The 21,357-nt window shown below is 66.8% G+C and carries 20 protein-coding genes; 11 read left to right on the forward strand and 9 right to left on the reverse strand.

Annotated features, from left to right (window positions below):
- The 6 genes from FEZ61_RS24495 to pilG form a co-directional block, all read right to left on the reverse strand.
- On the reverse strand, positions 1-3,567 hold a 3,567-nt coding region (locus FEZ61_RS24495; protein WP_242455208.1), incomplete at its 3' end, for an Hpt domain-containing protein.
- Between the two features lie 11 nt (positions 3,568-3,578).
- Positions 3,579-4,427, reverse strand: a complete 849-nt coding sequence (locus FEZ61_RS20330) for a CheR family methyltransferase (protein WP_093254149.1) — start codon at positions 4,425-4,427, stop codon at positions 3,579-3,581.
- A 61-nt stretch (positions 4,428-4,488) separates the two neighbouring features.
- Entirely contained in the window at positions 4,489-6,519 is a 2,031-nt protein-coding gene (locus FEZ61_RS20335; protein ID WP_173150232.1) for a methyl-accepting chemotaxis protein, read from the reverse strand.
- Between the two features lie 161 nt (positions 6,520-6,680).
- Positions 6,681-7,217 (reverse strand): chemotaxis protein CheW, encoded by a 537-nt coding sequence (locus FEZ61_RS20340; protein ID WP_017640975.1) that lies wholly within the window; start codon positions 7,215-7,217, stop codon positions 6,681-6,683.
- Positions 7,218-7,266: 49 nt separating this feature from the next.
- A complete protein-coding gene (gene pilH, locus FEZ61_RS20345; RefSeq protein WP_007161680.1) occupies positions 7,267-7,632 on the reverse strand; it encodes a twitching motility response regulator PilH in 366 nt (121 codons plus the stop codon).
- Between the two features lie 40 nt (positions 7,633-7,672).
- On the reverse strand, positions 7,673-8,080 hold the full coding sequence (gene pilG / locus FEZ61_RS20350; RefSeq protein ID WP_007161679.1) for a twitching motility response regulator PilG: 408 nt from the start codon (positions 8,078-8,080) through the stop codon (positions 7,673-7,675).
- Positions 8,081-8,303: 223 nt separating this feature from the next.
- Between pilG and gshB the strand changes: the two genes are divergently transcribed.
- The 7 genes from gshB (at position 8,304) to FEZ61_RS20385 (ending at position 14,110) form a co-directional block, all read left to right on the forward strand.
- Positions 8,304-9,254 carry a glutathione synthase gene (gshB, locus tag FEZ61_RS20355; RefSeq protein WP_173150234.1) on the forward strand — a complete coding sequence of 317 codons (951 nt, stop codon included), beginning with the start codon at positions 8,304-8,306 and terminating at the stop codon, positions 9,252-9,254.
- Between the two features lie 103 nt (positions 9,255-9,357).
- Positions 9,358-10,236 carry an energy transducer TonB gene (locus FEZ61_RS20360; RefSeq protein WP_173150236.1) on the forward strand — a complete coding sequence of 293 codons (879 nt, stop codon included), beginning with the start codon at positions 9,358-9,360 and terminating at the stop codon, positions 10,234-10,236.
- Between the two features lie 55 nt (positions 10,237-10,291).
- Positions 10,292-10,861, forward strand: a complete 570-nt coding sequence (locus tag FEZ61_RS20365; RefSeq protein ID WP_173150238.1) for a YqgE/AlgH family protein — start codon at positions 10,292-10,294, stop codon at positions 10,859-10,861.
- On the forward strand, positions 10,858-11,310 hold the full coding sequence (ruvX, locus tag FEZ61_RS20370; RefSeq protein WP_007161675.1) for a Holliday junction resolvase RuvX: 453 nt from the start codon (positions 10,858-10,860) through the stop codon (positions 11,308-11,310). Before FEZ61_RS20365 ends, ruvX begins: the two co-directional genes overlap by 4 nt.
- Before the next feature lie 2 nt (positions 11,311-11,312).
- Positions 11,313-11,822, forward strand: a complete 510-nt coding sequence (pyrR, locus tag FEZ61_RS20375) for a bifunctional pyr operon transcriptional regulator/uracil phosphoribosyltransferase PyrR (protein ID WP_173150240.1) — start codon at positions 11,313-11,315, stop codon at positions 11,820-11,822.
- 15 nt (positions 11,823-11,837) lie between these two features.
- Positions 11,838-12,836 (forward strand): aspartate carbamoyltransferase catalytic subunit, encoded by a 999-nt coding sequence (locus FEZ61_RS20380; RefSeq protein WP_017640980.1) that lies wholly within the window; start codon positions 11,838-11,840, stop codon positions 12,834-12,836.
- On the forward strand, positions 12,833-14,110 hold the full coding sequence (locus FEZ61_RS20385; protein WP_173150242.1) for a dihydroorotase: 1,278 nt from the start codon (positions 12,833-12,835) through the stop codon (positions 14,108-14,110). Before FEZ61_RS20380 ends, FEZ61_RS20385 begins: the two co-directional genes overlap by 4 nt.
- A gap of 62 nt (positions 14,111-14,172) precedes the next feature.
- Here FEZ61_RS20385 and FEZ61_RS20390 read toward each other — a convergent pair whose 3' ends face one another.
- Entirely contained in the window at positions 14,173-14,577 is a 405-nt protein-coding gene (locus FEZ61_RS20390; protein ID WP_017640982.1) for a TM2 domain-containing protein, read from the reverse strand.
- A 434-nt stretch (positions 14,578-15,011) separates the two neighbouring features.
- Between FEZ61_RS20390 and FEZ61_RS24500 the strand changes: the two genes are divergently transcribed.
- The 3 genes from FEZ61_RS24500 (at position 15,012) to FEZ61_RS20405 (ending at position 18,362) form a co-directional block, all read left to right on the forward strand.
- Positions 15,012-15,569, forward strand: coding sequence for a C40 family peptidase (locus FEZ61_RS24500; protein WP_017640983.1), 558 nt, complete (start codon positions 15,012-15,014; stop codon positions 15,567-15,569).
- Between the two features lie 132 nt (positions 15,570-15,701).
- Complete coding sequence (locus FEZ61_RS20400; protein ID WP_017640984.1) at positions 15,702-16,913, forward strand: putative DNA modification/repair radical SAM protein; 1,212 nt, start codon at positions 15,702-15,704, stop codon at positions 16,911-16,913.
- Entirely contained in the window at positions 16,914-18,362 is a 1,449-nt protein-coding gene (locus tag FEZ61_RS20405; RefSeq protein ID WP_064309242.1) for a UdgX family uracil-DNA binding protein, read from the forward strand.
- Here FEZ61_RS20405 and FEZ61_RS20410 read toward each other — a convergent pair.
- Both FEZ61_RS20410 and pilT read right to left on the reverse strand, forming a co-directional pair.
- Positions 18,359-19,501 carry a PilT/PilU family type 4a pilus ATPase gene (locus FEZ61_RS20410; protein WP_017640986.1) on the reverse strand — a complete coding sequence of 381 codons (1,143 nt, stop codon included), beginning with the start codon at positions 19,499-19,501 and terminating at the stop codon, positions 18,359-18,361. The genes FEZ61_RS20405 and FEZ61_RS20410 overlap by 4 nt on opposite strands.
- Positions 19,501-20,535, reverse strand: coding sequence for a type IV pilus twitching motility protein PilT (gene pilT / locus FEZ61_RS20415; RefSeq protein ID WP_007161666.1), 1,035 nt, complete (start codon positions 20,533-20,535; stop codon positions 19,501-19,503). Before pilT ends, FEZ61_RS20410 begins: the two co-directional genes overlap by 1 nt.
- A 126-nt stretch (positions 20,536-20,661) precedes the next feature.
- Between pilT and FEZ61_RS20420 the strand changes: the two genes are divergently transcribed.
- Positions 20,662-21,357, forward strand: a complete 696-nt coding sequence (locus FEZ61_RS20420) for a YggS family pyridoxal phosphate-dependent enzyme (protein WP_173150244.1) — start codon at positions 20,662-20,664, stop codon at positions 21,355-21,357.

Below are 21,357 nucleotides of genomic sequence, written 5' to 3' on the forward strand. Positions count from 1 at the left end.
GGCTTCGGCTTCGGCTTCGGCGGGCAGTTCGACGTCGAGCGCCAGCTCGGGTGCCACCGGCGTGGCCGTTTCCGGATCGAAGAGGTCTTCGGGTTCGGGCTCGGCCAGCAGGGTGGTGGCCGCCATGGGCAGCCCGGCGAGAATGCCCGCCAGCAGGGCGCGCAGACCCTGGATCCGCTCCTCGTTGGGGGTGGCCCGCATGCCGCCCGCCAATTGATTGAGCATGCTGATCAGGGCTTCCTGGGCTTCCTCCGCCTCGCGGAAAAAGGCTTCATCGGCCGGCAGCGAACCGCTCGCCGCGGCGGCATAGACCACCTGCAGCGCCTCGGCCAGTTGCTCGACATCGGCCAGGCCGACCCGGGCCGCCCCGTCGGCAAAGGTGTTCAGTCGTTCGGCCAGTAGATCCGGGCAGGCCGCCAGGTCACCATCGGTGCGCCAGGCATTCAGGCGTTCGTCGGCTTCCAGCAGCAGCTCCATCGCCGGCATCAGGAAGTCGGTAAGGCGCAGGACGTCACGCTGCTCCGGCAGCGGTGCTGCGGGGATCGGCAGCTGGGGATTCAGCTCCTCCAGCAGTCTCTCGCAGTGCTCGATCACGGCCGCCGCGCCCGTCAGCGGGGTCGCCAGCGCCCCCTCATCGAGGGCAGCCAGCCGCTGCTCCAGCAACTCGGCCCCCTGGGCGAGCAGGGCGCACTCGGGTTCGGCGAAGGCGACATGGGCGAGCTTGTATTCCTTGGCCAGCCGCTCCAGCGCCGACGCCAGCTCGGCCATTGGCGAACTGCCCGCCATATGGGCACTGCCCTTGAGGGTGTGCAGGGCGCGCAGGAGATTGTCGGAGACCGGCTGGACGCTACCGGCGTCGGCCTGTTCGAGGAAGCGACGCACGGTTTCCAGGTGCGCCTGGGCCTCGGTACGGAAGATGTCCAGCAGCTGGGTATCGGCTTCGCCAGCGGCGAGTGCCGCTGCCGCGGGCTCGACGCTCTCCACCTCAGGCAGCGCCGCCGCCACGGAGGGAACTGCGTCGCTCGCCGAAGCCCGCTCGGGCAGGGCTTCGTTGCGCGCCAGTGCATGGGCGGCATGGGCCAGCCAGTCGACGTCATCGCGCTGCCGTTGGCGATCCTCGGCGTATTCCTCGACCAGCTCCGGCAGCAGGGCACAGGTCTGCTCGACCACCGTCTGCAGGGCAGAACTGTGAGCGACGCTATGGTCCAGCCGGCGATTGAACAGATTCTCCAGGGCCCAGGCCAGCTCGCCGATGACCAGCGCCTGGACCATGCGACCACTGCCCTTGAGGGTATGGAAATTGCGCCGCAATTCGCTCAGCGCGGTACGCTGCTCGGGGTCGGCCTGCCAGGTCGGCAACCAGCGTTCCAGTTCCACCTGGACCTCGCCGGCCTCCTCGATAAAGACCTCGCGCAGCTCTTCCTCGACCGGTTCGGCATCGGCCGCCGGTGGCAGCAGCGCCTGCGGCACTTGCACCGCCGGGGGATTGATGGGATTGACCGGCGCGGCCAGCACCTCGGCGACCGCATCGGCATCGGCGGTCGCCGGCGGCAGGCTGTCCAGCTCGATACCGGCAGGCAGCTCCTCGGCCCCTGCGCCCGCAGGCTCGGCCTCGCCATGCGCCGCGTCAGCCACCACATCGGCCGCTGCCTGCGCGTCCGCTTGGTGATCGGCGGTCAGAGGCTCGTCAGGTTCGGACTGGAATTCGGCGTGGGATTCTGCTTCAGCGTCCGCAGGCTCCTCGATCGGCAGGGCGGTGAGTTCCAGCGTCTCTTCGAGCACCGGCTCCGCTTCCGGCGCCGGCTCTTCCGGTCGATCCAGAGGCAGCGTCTCGACCGCGCTGGAGACCAGGGGCGCCTCCGCCTCCGCACCTTCGCCGACCGCCTTGGGCGGATAGCCGAGGGCGATGAGACTCTCGTCGGCGATGTCGAGAATCATGTCGTGGGGCGTGGACGGATCTTCCGCCAGGCGCTCCAGGTAATACTCGACGCTGGTGATGGCGTCGGCCAGGGTATCCAGGCTCTGCCAGTCCGGCACCGCCTGCTTGCCCAGCAGTTGCTGGCAGATGTAGTCGTTGGCCGCCTGCACCTGGGCCGCGGCCCGCTCCAGCGGGATCATCGCCAGGCCGCCACGCACCTGGGTCAGCAGCAGAGGCACCGGCTCCAGGTGGACATGGTTCCACTGGGAGGCGATGAACTCGATGATGGCGTCCTTGGATTGCTCCAGGCCATTGCGCGCCTCGCGCACCACCACCCGGTGCAACTGATCGATGTCGGTGGTGGGCAGGCGGCTCTCTTCGGCATCGCCGACCTCGTTGCCGCTGACCATGCCGGCCAGGGTGGCTTCGACATAGAGCAGCGCCCCGGCGATGTCCATCAGGGCGGCATCGCTGGCGTCGTGCACGCCAGCGGCCAGGTCGGCGACGGCTTCGTACTGCTCCAGCACCACCTTGCGCGGCTGACCGAAGCCCAGCACCGCCAGGGTATCGGCGATCTGCTTGAGCGGTGCCAACAGGCCCCGCAGGCTGGCGGGCTGCTGGCGATCGCTGCGCACGAACAGGTCCAGGCTGTCCTTGATCTGCACCAGCTCTTCGCACAGCGCGGTCACCACCGAACGCATGGCCTCGCGATCCGGACCAACGATGCGCGAGCGCTCGAACCCCACCAGCTCGGCATCCGGCAGGGCTTCGTCGAGACGATAGTGGGCCTTGAGCGCGGCGATGCGCGGACTCTGCACCGGCGCCTTGGCCAGATAGAACAGCAGATTCTTCAGCAGATCGGCCGGCGCCGGCTGGTTGAGGGTGGTCACGCCATCGCTGATGAGCCGCTTGAGTTCACGATCCAATTGTCGCAGCAGACCGCGGATCGAGCTGCTGTTGTCCAGCTCGCCGGCCTGCAGCAATTCGGTCAGTCCCGCCGCCACCGGCCAGAGGGCGCCAAAGGGCGAACCGGCGCAGAGCTGGTCCAGGCGCTCGAAGACCCGCAGCAGGTAATCCAGGTGCAACTGGACATCACGGTCGCGGAACAGCCCGACCTGGGCACCTTGCAGCGCCTGGCGCAGCTTGCGCAGCCGTGGCAGCCAGTCCGGCGCGGCGCGGTCGGCCAGTTCGGCATCGCTCAGCGACAGCGGCGTGGCGGACAGATCCGGCGAGAACAGGCTGGTTTCCGAGAGCAGCTTTTCACCACGCGCCGAGCGCAGGTCGTTGAGCAGCGGCAGGATGGCCAGTGGGAGATCGCGGCGGGCCTCGAGGACCCGATCCAGATAGGGCGGTACCTGCAGGATGGCCTGCATCAGCACCTCCAGCGCCTCGTCCGAGCTGTTCACCCGCTCTTCGTGGAGGGCCTGCAGCAGCAGTTCCATTTCCTCGGCGAGCAGCGCGGCGCCATAGAACTCCACCATCTGCAGGGTGCCGTAGACCTGGTGCACATAGGTCCGACAGAAACCCAGGCGGCTACGGTCGTGCGGGTTGTCGACGAACGCCTCGAGCGCCTTGCGGGCCTGCTGCAAGGTTTCGGCGATCTCTCCCTTGACCCACTCGAGGGCTACGTAGTCGTGTCGATCGATCATCTCGGCTCCTGTCATGCCGGGTGGTCTGGCTGGCGGGTGAACGCCAGGACTTCGGGATGATCGACGGGTACCAGTTGCGGGTGGCTCCAATTGCTCACCTCACCGACACCCAGGACCAAGAGCCCACCCGGTGCAAGCCGCTGGACCAGCTGATTGAGCAGGTCTCGACGCAGCCAGCGGCGGAAATAAATCAGCAAGTTCTGACAAAAAATGACATTGAGCCCCTGCAAGGGGGCCTGGCCCAGTTCCAGCACATTGAGCCGGGCAAAGCACAGTCGCTCCGCCAAACCGGCGACGACTTCGAAACTGCCGTCCGCCTGGGCACGGAAATAGCGCTCGCGCAGACTGGCCGACACGCCGGCCAGCCGCTGCAGGCTGTAGCTACCCTGCCGCGCCTGGCGCAGGGCTTCGCTGCTGATGTCGGTGCCGGTCAGGGCGAACGTCAGGGGTCGCGCCTGCCGTGCCAGGACTTCGGCGGTACTGATGGCCATCGAAAACGCTTCCTCTCCACTGGCGCACCCCAGACTCCACAGGGTCAGCCCCTGGCCCTCGGTGGTCCGGGCGAATTCACTCACATAGGCTTCCAGCAGCGCGAAGGAAGGGGGATGGCGAAAGAAGCGGGTGGCCTGGATGGTCAGCCGATCGAGCAGTCGGACCCATTCGATGCGCCCGCTGATGCCCGCGCAGACGACCTGGTAGTAGCTGTCGTAGTCCGCGATCGCCAGTTCGCGCATGCGCGCGGCCAACTGGATCTGCAGAAAGCTGCGCTGGCGATCGTCCAGCACCATGCCGGCGCGGGATTCCAGCAGCTGTCGCCAACGCTCGAAGTCCGCATCCGGCAGCTCGGGAGCACGGCGCAACGCCCAACTCGACTCCCCCACCCCGTCTCCCCCTCGCCACACCACGATGTGGCCGCTGCATTCAGCCCAGCGGCTGCTCGTTCGGCAGATTGAAGCCCGACACCGAACGCCGCATCTCGCTGGCCAGCTTGGCCAGCTCGCCGATGCTGCGCGCGGTGGCGGTGGTACCGGCCGAGGTCTGCGAGGTGATCTCCTGAATCACGTTCATGGTGCTGGAGATGTGGCTGGCGGACGAGGACTGCTGACGCGCGGCGTTGGAGATGTTCTGGATCAGTCCGGCCAGGCTCTGGGAAACCTTCTCGATCTCTTCCAGCGCCACACCGGCGTCCTGGGCCAGGGCGGCCCCGCGCACCACTTCCGAGGTGGTCTGTTCCATGGAGATGACCGCCTCGTTGGTGTCGGTCTGGATCGCCTTGACCAGGGCCTCGATCTGCTTGGTGGCGCCGGAGGAGCGTTCGGCGAGGCGCTGGACCTCGTCGGCGACCACGGCGAAGCCGCGACCGGCGTCACCGGCCATGGAGGCCTGGATGGCGGCGTTCAGGGCCAGGATGTTGGTCTGGTCGGCGATGTCGTTGATCAGGCCGACGATGTCACCGATCTCCTGGGACGATTCACCCAGGCGCTTGATTCGCTTGGCGGTGTCCTGGATCTGCTCGCGGATGCTGTCCATGCCGATGATGGTGTTGTGCACCACCTGGTTGCCCTTGTTGGCGATGGCCACGGAGCGCTCCGCCACCGCGGTGGACTCCGAGGCGTTGGTGGATACCTGGTCGATGGACACGGCCATCTCGTTGATCGCCGCGGAAGCCCCGGCGATTTCCTGGGCCTGGTGCTCCGAGGCCTCGGCCAGCACCGTCGCGGTGTCTTGGGATTCCTGGGCGGCGGCCGCCACCTGCACGGCGGTCTGGTTGATGGTCTCCACCAGTTCGCGCAGCTGGTCGATGGAGTAGTTGATGGAGTCGGCGATGGCGCCGGTGAAGTCCTCGGTCACCGTGGCCTGCACCGTCAGGTCACCATCGGCCAGGTCGGCGATCTCGTCCAGCAGACGCAGAATGGCGGTCTGGTTGCGCTGGTTCTTCTCGTCGGTCTCGGCCAGGCGGCGGCGGGTATCGCGCACCAGGATGTAGCCGATGCACAGGATGGCGCCGAGGGCGATGAACACCAGCAGATAGCTGCCCACGGTGTTGATCTTGCGGCTCTGGGCCAGCGAAGCGTAACCGGCGCTCAGCTCCGAGGCGGAACCGAGCAGTGCCTGGGAGCCCTGGTAGATCAGGCCCACGGCGGAGCGGATCTGCAGCAGTTCGGGCGAGGTGGCGAGAATCTCGTCGACGTTGCCGGAGACGAATTCGAACAGCTTGTTGGCTTCGTTGAGTCGGCTGACCGCCTCGGGGTCGGTGATCTTGGCGATGCCCATGGAGGCATTGCCTTCGCGCATGGCCTTGAGTACCCGGCCGAACAGGCTGGCGTCGCGGCCAAAGCTGTCGGCCGCCTGGACGGCGGCTTCGTCGCCGGTAAGGATCTTGTTGATGGCGCCGAGGATCCGCTCGGCCAGCAGTGCCTGACGCTGGGCCACCACCACCTGGCCAGCGGGCGCGCCGCGCTCGATCAGGATGTCGACGACCTCTTCGTTCTCGACCTGCAACTGGGGAATGGTGTCGGCCAGGGCGCCGGACAGCTGGTGCAGGGACAGTACGGTCTGCTCGCTGCCGAGCATGGTGTCGACCTGCTTGCGTTGGGTCTCCCACTGGGATTGCAGGGTATCCAGACGCGGGCCGAGGATCGCCGGCGAGGGCGGCAGACCGGTCTGCGGATCGCCGCTGCGCAGGATGGTCAGGCGCCGCTCGAACTCGGCGCGCGCCTGGCGCAGGTCCCTGAAGGCCTCGGCCTTGCCGGTGGCGGCCTCACTGGCACTCTTGGCCAGCTGCTGCGAGAGAATCCGCAGCTCGGTGGCCTGACCCTGATACTGGTTGTCGTAGTTGGTCTGGGTGCCCAGGTACGCGAAGTTGGCGAACAGCAGCACGATCGCGACGATCAGCACCACGAACATGCCCGCGACCCACGCGTTGATTTTCCCGGTATTGAGTTTGTTCATCAGCGGCCCCCGCCTGGACCTTGGTTCCTTTAGTTCTATCCTTGTCGGACGCCGGACCGGTTCGCTTGAAGCCGATGCTCGCCGCCCTACCCCCACCCGTCGGCGACGGCTCCTGCCATCCCGACCCCGATCCGCCTCGTGGCGCCCGGACGCCTGGCGACCTAGGCCGCAACGTCCATGAATTCGGGATGCTCGACCAAGGCGCGTGGGCTGCAGACCAGCCAGGGCACGTCGCGTTGGAAGACACCTTCCAGAAAGAAGTGCAGGCCCGACGGCACGTTGTCGGCGTGCTCGCGATAGGCCTCGATGTCGAAATGCTGCATACCCAGGACTTCGTCAACCGCCAATCCGACGAAGAGGTCGCCATGGTCGACGATCAGGATGCGCCGCTGTTTGCGCAGGGCCTGGATCTTTACGCCGAGGAATTGCCCCAGGTCGGCGATCGGCAGCAGGCGACCGCGTACGTTGGCCACGCCCTTGAGCCAGGGTTTGACGCCGGGCAGCGCGGTGAAGCGCGGCTCCGGCAGGATCTCGCTGACCTCGCCCATGGGAATCACGAAGCGCAATTCACCGAGACGAAAGCCGATACCGCTCCAGCTGCGCTGGTTTTCCTGTTGCGCCGGCAGACCGGCCGCCCGCTCGCGGCAGCGCAGATCGATCAGGCGCAAGAGTTCATAGGGCGTGGTAGCGTCGCTCATAGGATTCCCTGCCCTGTAGGGCGCTGCCGCGAGAAACGGACGTCGGAAGTTAGCCTTGCAGGACACCCGCCAGGGTGCGCAGCAGGGTGTCTTCGTCGATGGGCTTGGTGAGGTAGTCCTTGGCGCCCTGGCGCTTGCCCCAGACCTTGTCGGTTTCCTGGTCCTTGGTGGTGACGATGACCACCGGAATGTGACTGGTCTCGGCATCCTTGGTCAGCTGCCGGGTGGCCTGAAAGCCGTTGAGGCCTGGCATGACGATGTCCATCAGGACCGCATCCGGCTTCTCCTGACGGGCCAGGGCGACGCCATCGGCACCGTTCTCGGCCTTGAGCACCTGATGCCCATGCTTTTCCAGCATGGCGGTGAGCTTGTACATCTCGGTGGGAGAGTCGTCGACGATCAGAATTCGAGCCATGAAAATTTCCTACTAGATAGAATCGCCCGCCTCAGGACACTCAGGACGCTTGTTCGAGCGGAGTGAAACTGGGGACGTGGGTCTTGATCGCACCGATCAGCTCTTCTTTGCTGAAGGGTTTGGTGAGGTACTGGTCAGAGCCGACGATGCGGCCCTTGGCCTTGTCGAAGAGGCCATCACGCGAAGACAGCATGATGACGGGCGTCGCGCGGAAGGCGCTGTTGTTCTTGATCAGCGCGCAGGTCTGATAGCCATCCAGTCGCGGCATCATGATGTCCACGAAGATGATGTGGGGATGACTATCGGCGATCTTGGCGAGCGCATCGAATCCATCGATGGCGGTAATGACCTCGCAGCCAACTTTCTTGAGCAGGGTCTCGGCGGTCCGACGAATCGTCTTCGAGTCGTCGATCACCATGACCTTCAGCCCTTCCGAATACTGTTCCATGTTCAAGCTACCAGCTCATCGTCGATGAAACGTGAATAATGATGTCGATCCGGGCACTTTGGCGGCGCCTCTTTGTAGCACACAATACCGTGACGTACCACGCAGATCCCCTGGTGACGGACCACCGGCCCGCCCACCACGACGATCGCGCAAGCATTGGCACTGAAGGGGATCGAAGGGCTATTCTGACGCCTTGCCCACGTAGAACCGAGGTCTAGCGTCAATGAGTATCCGCCTGGGGATCGTCATGGATCCCATCGAACGCATCTCCTATAAGAAGGATAGCTCCATGGCCATGCTGTGGGCGGCCAAGGCGCGCGGCTGGACCCTGCACTATTTCGAGATGCAGGACCTGTACCAGGTCGATGGCGAGGCCCGCGGCCGTGGCCGGCAGCTGGACGTGTTCCAGGATCCGGAGCGCTGGTTCGCCTTTGGCCAAGACGTCGACCTGCCCCTGCGCGAGCTGGACGTGATCCTGATGCGCAAGGACCCGCCCTTCGACAACGAATTCGTCTATGCCACCTATCTGCTGGAGCAGGCCGAGCGTGGCGGCACCCTGGTGGTCAACCGCCCGGCCAGCCTGCGCGACTGCAACGAGAAGTTCTTCGCCACCCTGTTTCCCGAGCTGGCGCCGCCGACCCTGGTCAGTCGTCGCGCCGACATCATCCGCGAATTCGCCCGCAGCCACGGTGACGTCATCCTCAAGCCGCTGGACGGCATGGGCGGCAGCTCGGTATTCCGCCACCGCGAAGGCGATCCCAACCTCTCGGTGATCCTGGAAACCCTCACCGCCCACGGTACCCAGCAGATCATCGCCCAGCGCTACCTGCCGGGCATCAAGGATGGCGACAAGCGCATCCTGATGATCGACGGCGAACCCGTGGACTACTGCCTGGCGCGCATTCCGGCCCAGGGCGAGACCCGTGGCAACCTGGCCGCCGGTGGCCGCGGCGTCGCCCAGCCGCTGTCGGCGCGGGATCGCGAGATCGCCGCGACGGTGGGCCCGGAATTGCGCAAGCGCGGCCTGCTCTTCGTCGGCCTGGACGTGATCGGCGAGCACCTCACCGAGATCAATGTCACCAGCCCGACCTGCATCCGCGAGATCGATGCGGCCTACGACACCCGCATCGCCGAGCGCCTCATGGATGTGATCGCGCAGAAGCGCGCGGGCTGAGGCGAGGGTTCATGCCGCCCCCAGCGGCATGGACAACCGCGGACACAATCCGCAGACTGGCGCCAGCCCTGCCGCGCGTCCTCTGCCCTTGCCGACCCAGTCAATGCCCAGCACCGCCTCCTCCCCCGCCGCCCAGGTCCGTCCCGCCGACCGCCTGGGCTTCACGCTGCTCATCGCGACCCTGCTGCACGTCGTGCTGATCCTCGGCGTCGGTTTCTCGCTGCCCGAGCCCAGCCAGATCAGTCGCACCCTGGAGGTGACGCTGGCCAGCTTCAAGAGCGACGAGGCGCCCAAGCAGGCTGATTTCCTCGCCCAGGAAAACCAGCAGGGCAGCGGTACGCTGGACAAGGCGGCAGCGCCGAGTACCCCGGTGCAGGCGCCCTTCCACGACAGCGAGATCCGCCCGGCCGCGCCTCCGGCTCGCCCGCCGGCGGCGGATCGTGCCCAGGCGCCCAAGGCGGCGGTGACCACCCGCGCCGCGCGGCCGACCAAGGCCGAACCCAGTCGCGAGACCCCCGAACGGGAACAGCGTGACGCTCCGAGCCCCGAATCCGACAGCCAGGCCGCCGAACTCGCCAGCCTGGAAGCCCAGCTCGCCGAGGAGCGCCAGCAATACGCCAAGCGGCCAAAGATCTGGCGGATCAACGCTGCCTCGACGCAAAAGGACAAGGGCGCCCGCTACAAGGAAGAATGGCGGCGCAAGATCGAGCGCATCGGCAATCTCAACTACCCCGAGCAGGCCAAGCGCGACCGCCTCTACGGCAGCCTGCGTCTGCTGGTGGCCATCAACAAGGACGGCTCGCTCTACGAGGTCCAGGTGCTGGAATCCTCGGGACGCCAGGTGCTGGACCAGGCGGCGCTGCGCATCGTCCGGCTGGCGGCGCCCTTCGCCCCCTTCAGCGGCGATCTGGCCGACATCGACCGGCTGGAGATCATCCGCACCTGGCGCTTCGAGCGTGGCGACCGCCTGTCCAGTCAATAGCCCTGGACGCCGTTGGACTTGAAGCCGGACCGCGCAACCGGGAAACTTGCCGGTCATGAAGCCGACCTCCAGCACCACCCTACAGCACCAACTCCTGATCGCCATGCCACAGATGGACGATCCCCATTTCGCCGAGACGGTGATCTACCTCGTCGACCACGGCCCGGATGGCGCCATGGGCCTGGTGATCAACCGACCCAACGGCCTGCACCTGGACGACCTGCTCGAACAGCTGCGGCCCGAGGTCCCGGCCACCCTGGAAGACACCCAGGTCGTCCTCTATGCCGGCGGCCCAGTGCAGACCGATCGTGGCTTCGTCCTGCATGACACCGGCCCGGTGTTCCAGAACACCCTGGAACTGGACGAACTCAGCCTCACCACCTCGCCGGACGTGCTGTTCGCCCTTTCCGATGGTACCGGCCCGACCCGCCACCTGATCACCCTGGGCTACAGCGGCTGGGGTCCCGGCCAGCTGGAAGAGGAATTGGCGGCCAATCTCTGGCTCACCACCCCGGCCACCAGCGCCCTGCTGTTCGAGACGCCCAGCGAGCAGCGCCTCGGTGCGGCCGCCGCCCTGCTGGGGGTCGACCTGCGGCTGCTCTCGCGCCAGGCGGGCCACGCATGAGCGCACCCAGCGGCCTCTACCTGGGCTTCGACTACGGCACCCGGCAGATCGGCGTCGCCGTCGGCCAGGCCGTGACCGGCCAGGCCCGTGAACTGCTCACCCTCAAGGCGCAGAACGGCGTGCCCGACTGGCAGCAGATCCAGCGCCTGCTGGACGAGTGGCGCCCCACCGCCCTGGTGGTCGGCCTGCCACTGAACATGGACGGCACCCCCAGCGAGATGAGCGAGCGCGCCGAACGCTTCGCCCGCCGCCTACAGGGTCGCTACGGCTTGCCCGTGCATACCCATGACGAACGCCTCACCACTTATGCCGCCAAGGGCGAGCGCCTGCAGGGCGGTCAGCGCGACGGCTATCGCGAACGCCCGGTGGACGCCCTTGCCGCCGCCCTTCTCCTGGAAGGCTGGCTGACCCAACAACTGGAACGGGCCGCGCGCCCGCAATCGGAGTAGCCATGCACCTGCCCTCTCCCGCCGAGCTCCTGCCGCGGCTGGCCGCCGACCTGCGCCTATCGTTGGATCGCCGTGGCATCACCGATCCCGGCTTCGTCGGCATCCATACCGGTGGCCTGTGGGTCGCCGAGGCCCTGCTGGCCGAACTCGGCCTGGATACCCCGCTGGGCAGTCTGGACGTCTCCTTCTACCGCGACGACTTCACCCAGAAGGGCCTGCATCCCCAGGTACGGCCCTCGGCCCTGCCGTTCGAGATCGACGGGCGCCACCTGGTGCTGGTGGACGACGTGCTCATGAGCGGCCGCACCGTGCGCGCGGCGCTCAACGAACTCTTCGACTATGGTCGTCCCGCCAGTGTGACCCTGGTCTGCCTGCTGGACGTCAATGCCCGCGAATTGCCGATCCAGCCCGACGTGGTGGGCGCCACCCTGAGCCTGACCCCCACCCAGCGCGTCAAGCTGACCGGCCCCACGCCGCTCGCCCTCGAATACCGCGACGCCCCCGCCGCCTGACCTGGATCCGCTGCCATGACCGACGCTACGCGCTCGCTGCAACTCAACGCCCAGGGCCAATTGCGCCATTTCCTGTCGCTCGACGACCTGCCCGCCGAACTCCTCACCGAATTGCTCGATACCGCCGACTCCTTTCTGGAAGTCGGCGCCCGGGCGGTGAAGAAGGTGCCGCTGCTGCGCGGCAAGACCGTGTGCAACGTCTTCTTCGAGAATTCGACCCGCACCCGCACCACCTTCGAACTGGCGGCCAAGCGGCTGTCGGCGGACGTCATCACCCTTAACGTCTCCACCTCTTCCACCAGCAAGGGCGAGACGCTGTTCGACACCCTACGCAACCTGGAGGCCATGGCCGCCGACATGTTCGTGGTGCGCCACGCCGACTCCGGCGCCGCCCATTTCATCGCCGAGCACGTCTGCCCCGATGTGGCCATCATCAACGGCGGCGACGGCCGCCATGCCCACCCCACCCAGGGCATGCTCGACATGCTGACCATCCGCCGCCACAAGGGCGACTTCGCCAACCTCTCGGTGGCCATCGTCGGCGACATCCTGCATTCGCGGGTCGCCCGCTCCGACATGCTGGCGCTGCGTACCCTGGGCTGCCGCGACATCCGCGTGGTCGCGCCGCGCACCCTGCTGCCGGTCGGCCTCGAAGAACTCTATGGCGTGCGCACCTTTACCGACCTGGCCGAGGGCCTGGACGGCGTGGACGTAGTGATCATGCTGCGCCTGCAACGCGAGCGCATGCAGGGTGGCCTCTTGCCCAGCGAAGGCGAGTACTACCGGCTGTTCGGCCTGACCCGCCAGCGCCTGGCCCGCGCCAAGCCCGACGCCATCGTCATGCACCCGGGACCGATCAACCGCGGCGTGGAGATCGAATCGGCGGTCGCCGACGGCGAGCAGTCGGTCATCCTCAACCAGGTCACCTATGGCATCGCGGTCCGCATGGCGGTGCTGTCGATGACCATGAGCGGGCAGACCGCCCAGCGTCAGCTACAGGAGAATGCGCAGTGAGCCTGAGCATCCGCAATGCCCGGGTGATCGACCCGGCCACCGGCCTCGACCAGGTCAGTGACGTCCATGTCGACCAGGGTCGCATCCTGGCCCTGGGCGAAGCGCCCCAGGGCTTCCAGGCCGACGAGCAGCTGGACGCCAGCGGCCTGATCCTGGCGCCTGGTCTGGTCGACCTGGATGTCGCCCTGTGCGAACCGGGCCTGACCCGCAAGGGCAATGTCGACAGCGAGACCCGCGCCGCCGCGGCCGGGGGCGTCACCAGCCTGTGCTGCCCGCCCACCACCCGCCCGGTGCTGGACACCACCGCGGTGGCCGAACTCATCCTCGACCGGGCGCGCACCGCCGATCACGCCCGCGTCCATCCCATCGGCGCCCTGACCAAGGGCCTGGGCGGCGAGCAGCTGGCCGAACTGATGGCCTTGCGCGACGCCGGTTGCGTGGCTTTCACCAACGGCCTGCAGCCCTTCGAGAATCTGCGGGTGCAGCGGCGAGCGCTGGAATATGCCGCCACCTTCGACCTCACCGTGGTCTTTACCGCTCTGGACGCCGACCTAGCCCATGGCGGCCTCGCCCATGAAGGCCCCACCGCCAGCTTCCTGGGTCTCACCGGCATCCCGGAGACCGCGGAGACCATCGCCCTGTCTCGCGACCTGCTGCTGGTGGAACAGAGCGGCGTGCGTGCCCATTTCGGCCAGCTGACCAGCGCCCGCGCGGTGGAGATGATCGCCGCCGCCCAGGCCCGCGGCCTGCCGGTGACCGCCGATGTGGCGCTCTACCAGCTGCTGCTCACCGACGAGGCCTTGCAGGGCTTTTCCAGTCTCTATCACGTCAAGCCGCCGCTGCGCACCGCGCGGGACCGCGACGCCCTGAGAGCCGGGGTACGTGATGGGGTGATCGGCGCCATCTCCAGCCATCACCAGCCCCACGAGGCGGACGCCAAGCTGGCGCCCTTCGCCGCCACCGAGCCGGGCATCAGCAGTGTCGAATTGCTGCTGCCGCTGGCCCTGACCCTGGTGGAAGACGGCCTGCTGGATCTGCCGACCCTGCTGGCCCGCCTGACCCAGGGTCCGGCCCAGGCGCTGCGCCTCGCGGCGGGCCGCCTGGCCAAGGGCCTGCCGGCGGACCTGGTGCTGTTCGCCCAGCAGCCGACCGCCCAGGCCGCCACGCCCTGGCTGTCGCGTGGCCGCAACTGCCCCTTCCAAGGCCTCACCCTGCCCGGCCGCATCGAACGCACCCTGGTAGGGGGACGCGCGACCTACCAGCGCGGCGCCTGAATAGAGGCGCCTGAATAGAAAAGGGGCTCCGCGGAGCCCCTTTTCTCTGTCTCTTAGCTGGATTAGCGCACCAGCCGCCGGCGATTCTCTTCGGAGATCTGCGAGTTGAGCGTCCAGAAGTCGTAGAGCACGCCCAGCAGGAAGAAACCCGCGGTAAAGAAATAGAGGATGGCGGTGATCCACTTGCCCAGATAGAGGCGATGGACGCCAAAGATGCCGAGAAAGGTCAGCAGGATCCAGCCCAGACTGTAGTTGATCGAACCGGACTGGAAACGCAGATCCGCCTCGCGATCCATGGCCGGGATCAGGAACAGATCGATCAGCCAGCCGATGCCCAGCAGACCCAGGGTGCAGAACCAGAGGGTGCCGGTGACCGGTTTGCCATAGTAGAAGCGATGAGCGCCGAGAAAACCGAAGATCCACAGCAGATAGCCCATGACCTTGCTGTGGGTGTCCTGATACTGCATGCCTACGACCTCGCGACTGAAGGAAAAGACCCACCTTACCGACACCCTTACATTCACCGTGACTTTATGTCGAAAACTGGATGAATGCCCAGGGAGTCTCACTGGTTGGCGCTCAAGGGACCCCACTTTCCGCTAAAAATTACATAATTTCTTGATGAGAGGTGCACAAAATATCCACAGGGTTGGTATAGAATCCCTCGCTTCGATCTTCAGACACCCCTACGACAATGCGTTTATTTCTTCTGACATGGCTCTCCGCCTGTCTTGTGCTGCCCGCGGCAGTACAAGCGAAAGAGAACTCTGCAGCGCGCACTGCCGCTCCGGTCCACAAGGTCGCAGCCCGGCATGTCACCGCCGCTTCAGCTCCCAAGACCGCCGCCCGGCACGCCTCCGCTGCTCCCGCGCCCAAGGCCGCCGCTCGCCGCGTCGCGAAGGTGGACCCTACCCAGGCAGCCTCCGCCGCCCGCGCCAAGCACGCCGCCCGCGCCACCAGCGCCCTGCACCGTAAGCAGGCCACCGCCCAGGCTGCCACCCGCAACGTCGGCGCCCAGGTCGCGACCCGCGCCATGGACCTGGTCGGTACCCCCTATCGCTACGGCGGGACCAATCCGCAGAACGGCCTGGATTGCAGCGGCCTGGTGAACTACGTCTATCGCGACGTACACAACGTCAAGCTGCCGCGTACCTCCCGTGAGCTGTCCCAGCTCAAGGGCCCCAAGGTCGCCCGTGGCGATCTCAAGGCCGGTGACCTGGTGTTCTTCAAGACCGGTCAGCGCAGCGGCATCGATCACGTCGCCATCTATCTGGGCAACGACCGTTTCGTCCATGCCCCGCGTAGCGGCGAAAGCGTTCGCGTCGATCACCTGAGCAAGCCCTACTGGACCAAGAGGTTCGCCTCGGCCAAGCGCGTGCTGCAACAGCCCACTACCCTGGCAGCGGAAACCACGTCCGTCGCGGACAAGCCGCGTACCAAGCGTACCCGCAAGTCCTGATCCCTCCTCCTCGCTTCGCCGGGCACTACCGCCCGGCGGAGTGTCGCCTTACTCGGCGCCGCCCGGCGCAAAGCCATTGAACGACGCTCCGCTTCCTGGATACTGTATGCAATCACAGTCCAGGAGATCTCGATGGAGCTCGCCGACAAGCTGATCATTCTCGCCGATGCCGCCAAGTACGACGTATCCTGCGCCAGCAGTGGTGCGCCCAAACGCAGCTCGAAGGGCAAGGACGGCCTGGGCTCGACCGATGGCATGGGCATCTGCCACAGCTTCACCCCGGATGGGCGCTGCGTGGCGCTGCTCAAGGTGCTGCTGACCAATTTCTGCCAGTACGACTGCCAGTACTGCGTCAATCGCCGCAGCAGCAATGTGCCGCGGGCGCGCTTCACGCCCGAGGAAGTGGTGCAGCTGACCCTCGACTTCTACCGGCGCAACGTCATCAGCGGGCTGTTTCTCAGCTCCGGCATCATCCGCTCCTCCAACTACACCATGGAGCAGATGACCCGGGTGGCCCAGCTGCTGCGCGAACAGCACCAGTTCCGCGGCTATATCCACCTCAAGACCATTCCCGACGCCGATCCCGAGATCATCGCCCAGGCCGGTCTCTATGCCGATCGCCTGTCGGTGAACATCGAACTGCCCACCGAGAGCAGCCTGATCAAGCTGGCGCCGGAAAAGAACGGCAGCAGCATCCGCAAGACCATGGGCAACATTCGCCTGGGGCTGGAGGAAGCCGAGGCCGAAGCCAAGGCGCCGCGTTTCGCGCCAGCTGGCCAGAGCACCCAGATGATCGTGGGTGCCGATGCCACCGACGACCGCACCATCCTCGATACCGCCCAGACCCTGTATGGCGCCTATCGCCTCAAGCGCGTCTACTATTCGGCCTTCAGCCCCATCCCGGAAAGCCCGGGTACGGTGCCGCTGCAACCGCCGCCGCTGCTGCGGGAGCACCGGCTGTACCAGGCCGACTTCCTCATGCGCGGCTATGGCTTCCAGGCGGAAGAGCTGCCCACCGAAGATGGCCAGTTGCCGCTGGACGTGGATCCCAAGCTGGCCTGGGCGCTGCACAATCGTGCCATTTTTCCGCTGGATCTCAACCGCGCCGACCAGGCACTCATCGCCCGGGTGCCCGGCATCGGTGTGCTCTCGGCCAAGCGGCTGGTGGAGCTCAGGCGCGAGCGGCGCATCCGCTACGCCGACCTGATCCGCCTGAAATGCAGCGTCGAGAAGGCACGGCCCTTCATCATCACCCAGGACTACCGACCGCAGCCGCGCCTGGCGGAATCCCTCGACCTGCGCCGGCAACTCGCCGAACCGCCCGCCCAGCTCGCCCTGCTCTAGATGCAGAGAGTCGACTTCGACGGCACCTTCGCCGGCTGGCGCAAGGAGGCGCGCCGGTTGCTCCAGGCGGGTATCGCCCCGGCCCAGGTGAGCTGGCAGGAAAGTCGCGGCCTGGGCGATCTGTTCGACGAACCGGCCGAGGCCACGGCGCCGCCGCCCAGTGGCGCCATACGCATCCCGCCGCAACTGGCCGAAGCCCTGACCTATGCCGCCTGCTTTCGCAGCGACGATCGCTGGGCGCTGCTCTACCAGGTGCTCTGGCGGGTCGCCCGGGGCGAGCGTGCGGCGATGCTGGCCGGTGACGAAGACGGCAGCGAATTGCAGCGCCGGGTCAAGGCGATTCGCCGCGAGATCCACCATGTGCATGCCTTCCTGCGCTTTCGACCGCGTGCGGAGAGCGCGGGGCCGCCGGCCTGGGTGGCCTGGCACCAGCCGGCCCACGACGTCCTGGCCCTGGCGGCGCCGCATTTCTGCGACCGCATGGGCAACAGCAGCTGGCTGATCGCGACCCCCGAGGCCGCCGCGCTATGGGATGGCCAGGCGCTGCAACTGGTGGAGCCCTGCCCCGCCGAGCTGCAGCAACTGGCGCGGCAGACGCCGGAAGACGATGACCGCAACGCCGGCGACGAACTCTGGCGCGCCTACTACCGCAGCACCTTCAATCCGGCGCGGGCCAATCCGCGCACCTTGCGCGGCAACATGCCGGCGCGCTTCTGGAAGGATCTACCGGAAGGGCCGCTGATCCCGGCGCTGCTCAGCGAGGCACGGGCCGGCGCCCAGCGCCTGGCCCAGGCCGAAGCCGTGGGCCGCCAGGGCGGTCGCGAGGTGCTGATCGCCGCCGAGCGCGCCCAGCCGGAACGCCCGCTGCCCACCACCCTCGACGAGTGCCGCCGCTGCGAGTTGTGGGAAAAGGCTACCCAGCCGGTGGCCGGCGAAGGCCCGCGCACCGCCCGCATCCTGCTCTTGGGCGAGCAGCCCGGCGATCAGGAAGACCTGGCGGGTCGCCCCTTCGTCGGCCCGGCCGGGCAGGTGCTGATGGCGGCGCTGGCCGAGGCCGGCCTCGCGCGCAGCGAGGTGTTCCTGACCAATGCGGTCAAGCACTTCAAATGGATTCCCCAGGGCAGGCGGCGCAAGCACGTCACCCCGGGACCGGAGATCGCGCCCTGCCGCTACTGGCTGGAGCAGGAACTGCGCGACATCCAGCCGACCGTGGTGGTGGCCCTGGGCTCGACCGCCCTGGAAGCCTTGCTCAAACGCAAGCCACGGGGCCTGGCGCAATTCATGGGCCGACCACTACGGCTGGACGAGCGCTGGATCATTGCCACCTATCACCCCTCTTACATCCTGCGCACCCCGGACGCCGAGCAGCAGGAGCAGGCACGCCAGGCGCTGGTCGCCGCTCTGCGCGAGGCCAGGACCCTGGCCGCCGAGAACGAAGACGAAGGCTAGCGGAAGCGCTTGGGCGGATCGTCGCCCATGTCCACCGAGAGGTTGCGGGTGAGCTGATTGAGGTGATCGGCGTCCGTTTCCGACCCCAGCTTGATCATCAGCCGCAGGTCGTTGGCGGAATCGGCGTGGGCCAAGGCCGCTTCGTAGCTGATCTCGCCGTCGCGATAGAGACCATAGAGCGACTGGTCGAAGGTCTGCATGCCCAGTTCGCCGGACTTCTTCATCAGCGCCTTGAGTTCGTGCACCTCGCCCTTGCGGATCAGGTCGGCGGCCAGCGGGGTGTTGAGCAGCACCTCGATCACGGCACGACGGCCCTGGCCATCGGTGGTGGGCACCAGTTGCTGGGCGACGATGCCCTTGAGATTGAGCGACAGGTCCATCCAGGTCTGGCTGTGCCGATCGGCCGGGAAGAAATGGATGATGCGATCCAGCGCCTGGTTGGCGTTGTTGGCGTGCAGGGTGGCCAGGCACAGGTGACCGGTCTCGGCGAAGGCCAGGGCGTGCTCCATGGTGTCCCGGCTGCGGATCTCGCCGATCATGATGACGTCCGGCGCCTGGCGCAGGGTGTTCTTCAGGGCCACCTCGAAGGATTCGGTGTCGATGCCCACCTCGCGCTGGGTGACGATGCACCCCTGGTGCTGGTGGATGTACTCGATGGGATCCTCGATGGAGATGATGTGCCCCGCCGAGTTCCTGTTGCGATGGCCGATCATGGCCGCCAGCGAGGTGGACTTGCCGGTGCCGGTGGCGCCGACGAAGATCACCAGCCCGCGCTTGGTCATGGCCAGCTTCTTGATGATCTCCGGCAGGCGCAGCTGCTCGACCGTGGGAATGTTGACCTCGATGCGGCGCAGCACCATGCCCACCAGGTTGCGCTGGTAGAAGGCGCTGACCCGGAAGCGACCGATGCCGCGGGCGCTGATGGCGAAGTTGCACTCGCGCTTCTGCTGGAATTCCTGCCGCTGCTCGTCGTTCATCACCCCCAGCACGATGGCTCGGCACTGATCCGGCGTGAGCGAATCCTTGGTGACCGGCGTCATGCGCCCGTTGATCTTCATCGAAGGGGGCACGCCGGTGGTGATGAAGAGGTCGGACGCCCCCTTGTCCACCATCAGCTGCAGGAACCTGTCGAAATCCATCAGAAGTTCTCCGGCGTCTTGGCCTTCTCGCGGGCCGCGTCGCGGCTGATCAGCCCCTTGGCCAGCAGCGCCTTGAGGCACATGTCCAGGGTCTGCATGCCCAGGCCGCCACCGGTCTGGATCGAGGAATACATCTGCGCCACCTTGTCCTCGCGGATCAGGTTACGGATGGCCGGGGTACCGATCATGATTTCGTGGGCCGCCACCCGGCCGCCACCGACCTTCTTGAGCAGGGTCTGGGAGACCACCGCCTGCAGGGATTCGGACAGCATGGAACGCACCATGGACTTCTCTTCCGCCGGAAAGACGTCCACCACCCGATCGATGGTCTTGGCCGCCGAGGTGGTGTGCAGGGTGCCGAACACCAGGTGCCCGGTCTCGGCCGCGGTCAGCGCCAGGCGGATGGTCTCCAGGTCGCGCAGCTCGCCGACCAGGATGATGTCCGGGTCCTCGCGCAGCGCCGAGCGCAGGGCCTCGGAAAAGCCCAGGGTGTCGCGGTGCACCTCACGCTGGTTGACCAGGCACTTCTTGGATTCGTGGACGAATTCGATGGGATCCTCGATGGTGAGGATGTGGTGGTACTTGGTGTTGTTGAGGTAGTCGAGCATGGCCGCGAGGGTGGTGGACTTGCCCGAACCGGTCGGCCCGGTCACCAGCACCAGGCCGCGCGGGACGTCGGTGATCTTCTTGAACACCTCGCCCATGCCCAGCTCTTCCATGCTCAGCACCTTGGACGGAATGGTCCGGAACACCGCGCCGGCGCCGCGATTCTGGTTGAAGGCGTTGACCCGGAAGCGCGCCACGCCCGGCACCTCGAAGGAGAAGTCGGTCTCCAGGAATTCCTCGAAGTCCTTGCGCTGCTTGTCGTTCATGATGTCGTAGATCAGCGCGTGCACCTGCTTGTGCTCGAAGGCCGGCAGGTTGATGCGGCGCACGTCGCCGTCGACGCGGATCATCGGCGGCAGGCCGGCGGACAGGTGCAGGTCGGAGGCGCCTTGCCGCGCGGAAAAGGCCAGCAATTCGGTGATATCCATGGGACTCCCAGATGTCGAGCAAGCAGGTAGAATGCCGCGCAGCACTGGCGGTCTGACCTGGTCACCGCCACTCACTCATCCGGTACGCCGAGGCCTGCCGGATGCGCCGACGCAAGCAGGGGCTGAATGTCCACGATAGCCGAGAATAGCGCAACCGTACTCGAACGCATCGCCGCCGCCAGCCGGACGGCAGGCCGCGATCCCGCGACTGTCGGCCTCCTGGCGGTGAGCAAGACCAAGCCCGCCGCCGCCTTGCGCGAGGCCGCCGCCGCCGGCCTGCGCGACTTTGGCGAGAACTACCTGCAGGAGGCGCTGGACAAGCAGCCGGCGCTGGCCGACCTGCCACTGGTGTGGCATTTCATCGGTCCCATCCAGTCCAACAAAACCCGCGCCATCGCCAGCCATTTCGACTGGGTGCACTCGGTGGACCGCTTGAAGATCGCCCAGCGCCTGGCCGAACAGCGCCCGCCCGAGCGCGGGCCGCTGAACATCTGCCTGCAGGTCAACGTCAGTGGCGAAGCCAGCAAGTCCGGCTGCCACCCCGACGAACTCCCAGCGTTGGCCACCGCGGTGAGCCAGTTGCCCAACCTGCGCCTGCGTGGCCTGATGGCCATTCCCGAACCCACCGACGACCCGGCCAGCCAGCGCGCGGCCTTTGCCCGGCTGCGCACCATGAGCGAGACGCTGAACCTGGGCCTGGACACCCTGTCCATGGGCATGAGCCAGGATCTGGAAGCCGCCATCGCCGAGGGCGCCACCTGGGTCCGCGTCGGTACCGCCCTCTTCGGCGCCCGCGACTACGGCGTCGCCTCTTCAACCTAG

This window comes from Pseudomonas sp. MS15a(2019) (genome assembly GCF_013277805.1).
In the GTDB taxonomy this organism is placed as follows: domain Bacteria; phylum Pseudomonadota; class Gammaproteobacteria; order Pseudomonadales; family Pseudomonadaceae; genus Chryseomonas; species Chryseomonas benzopyrenica.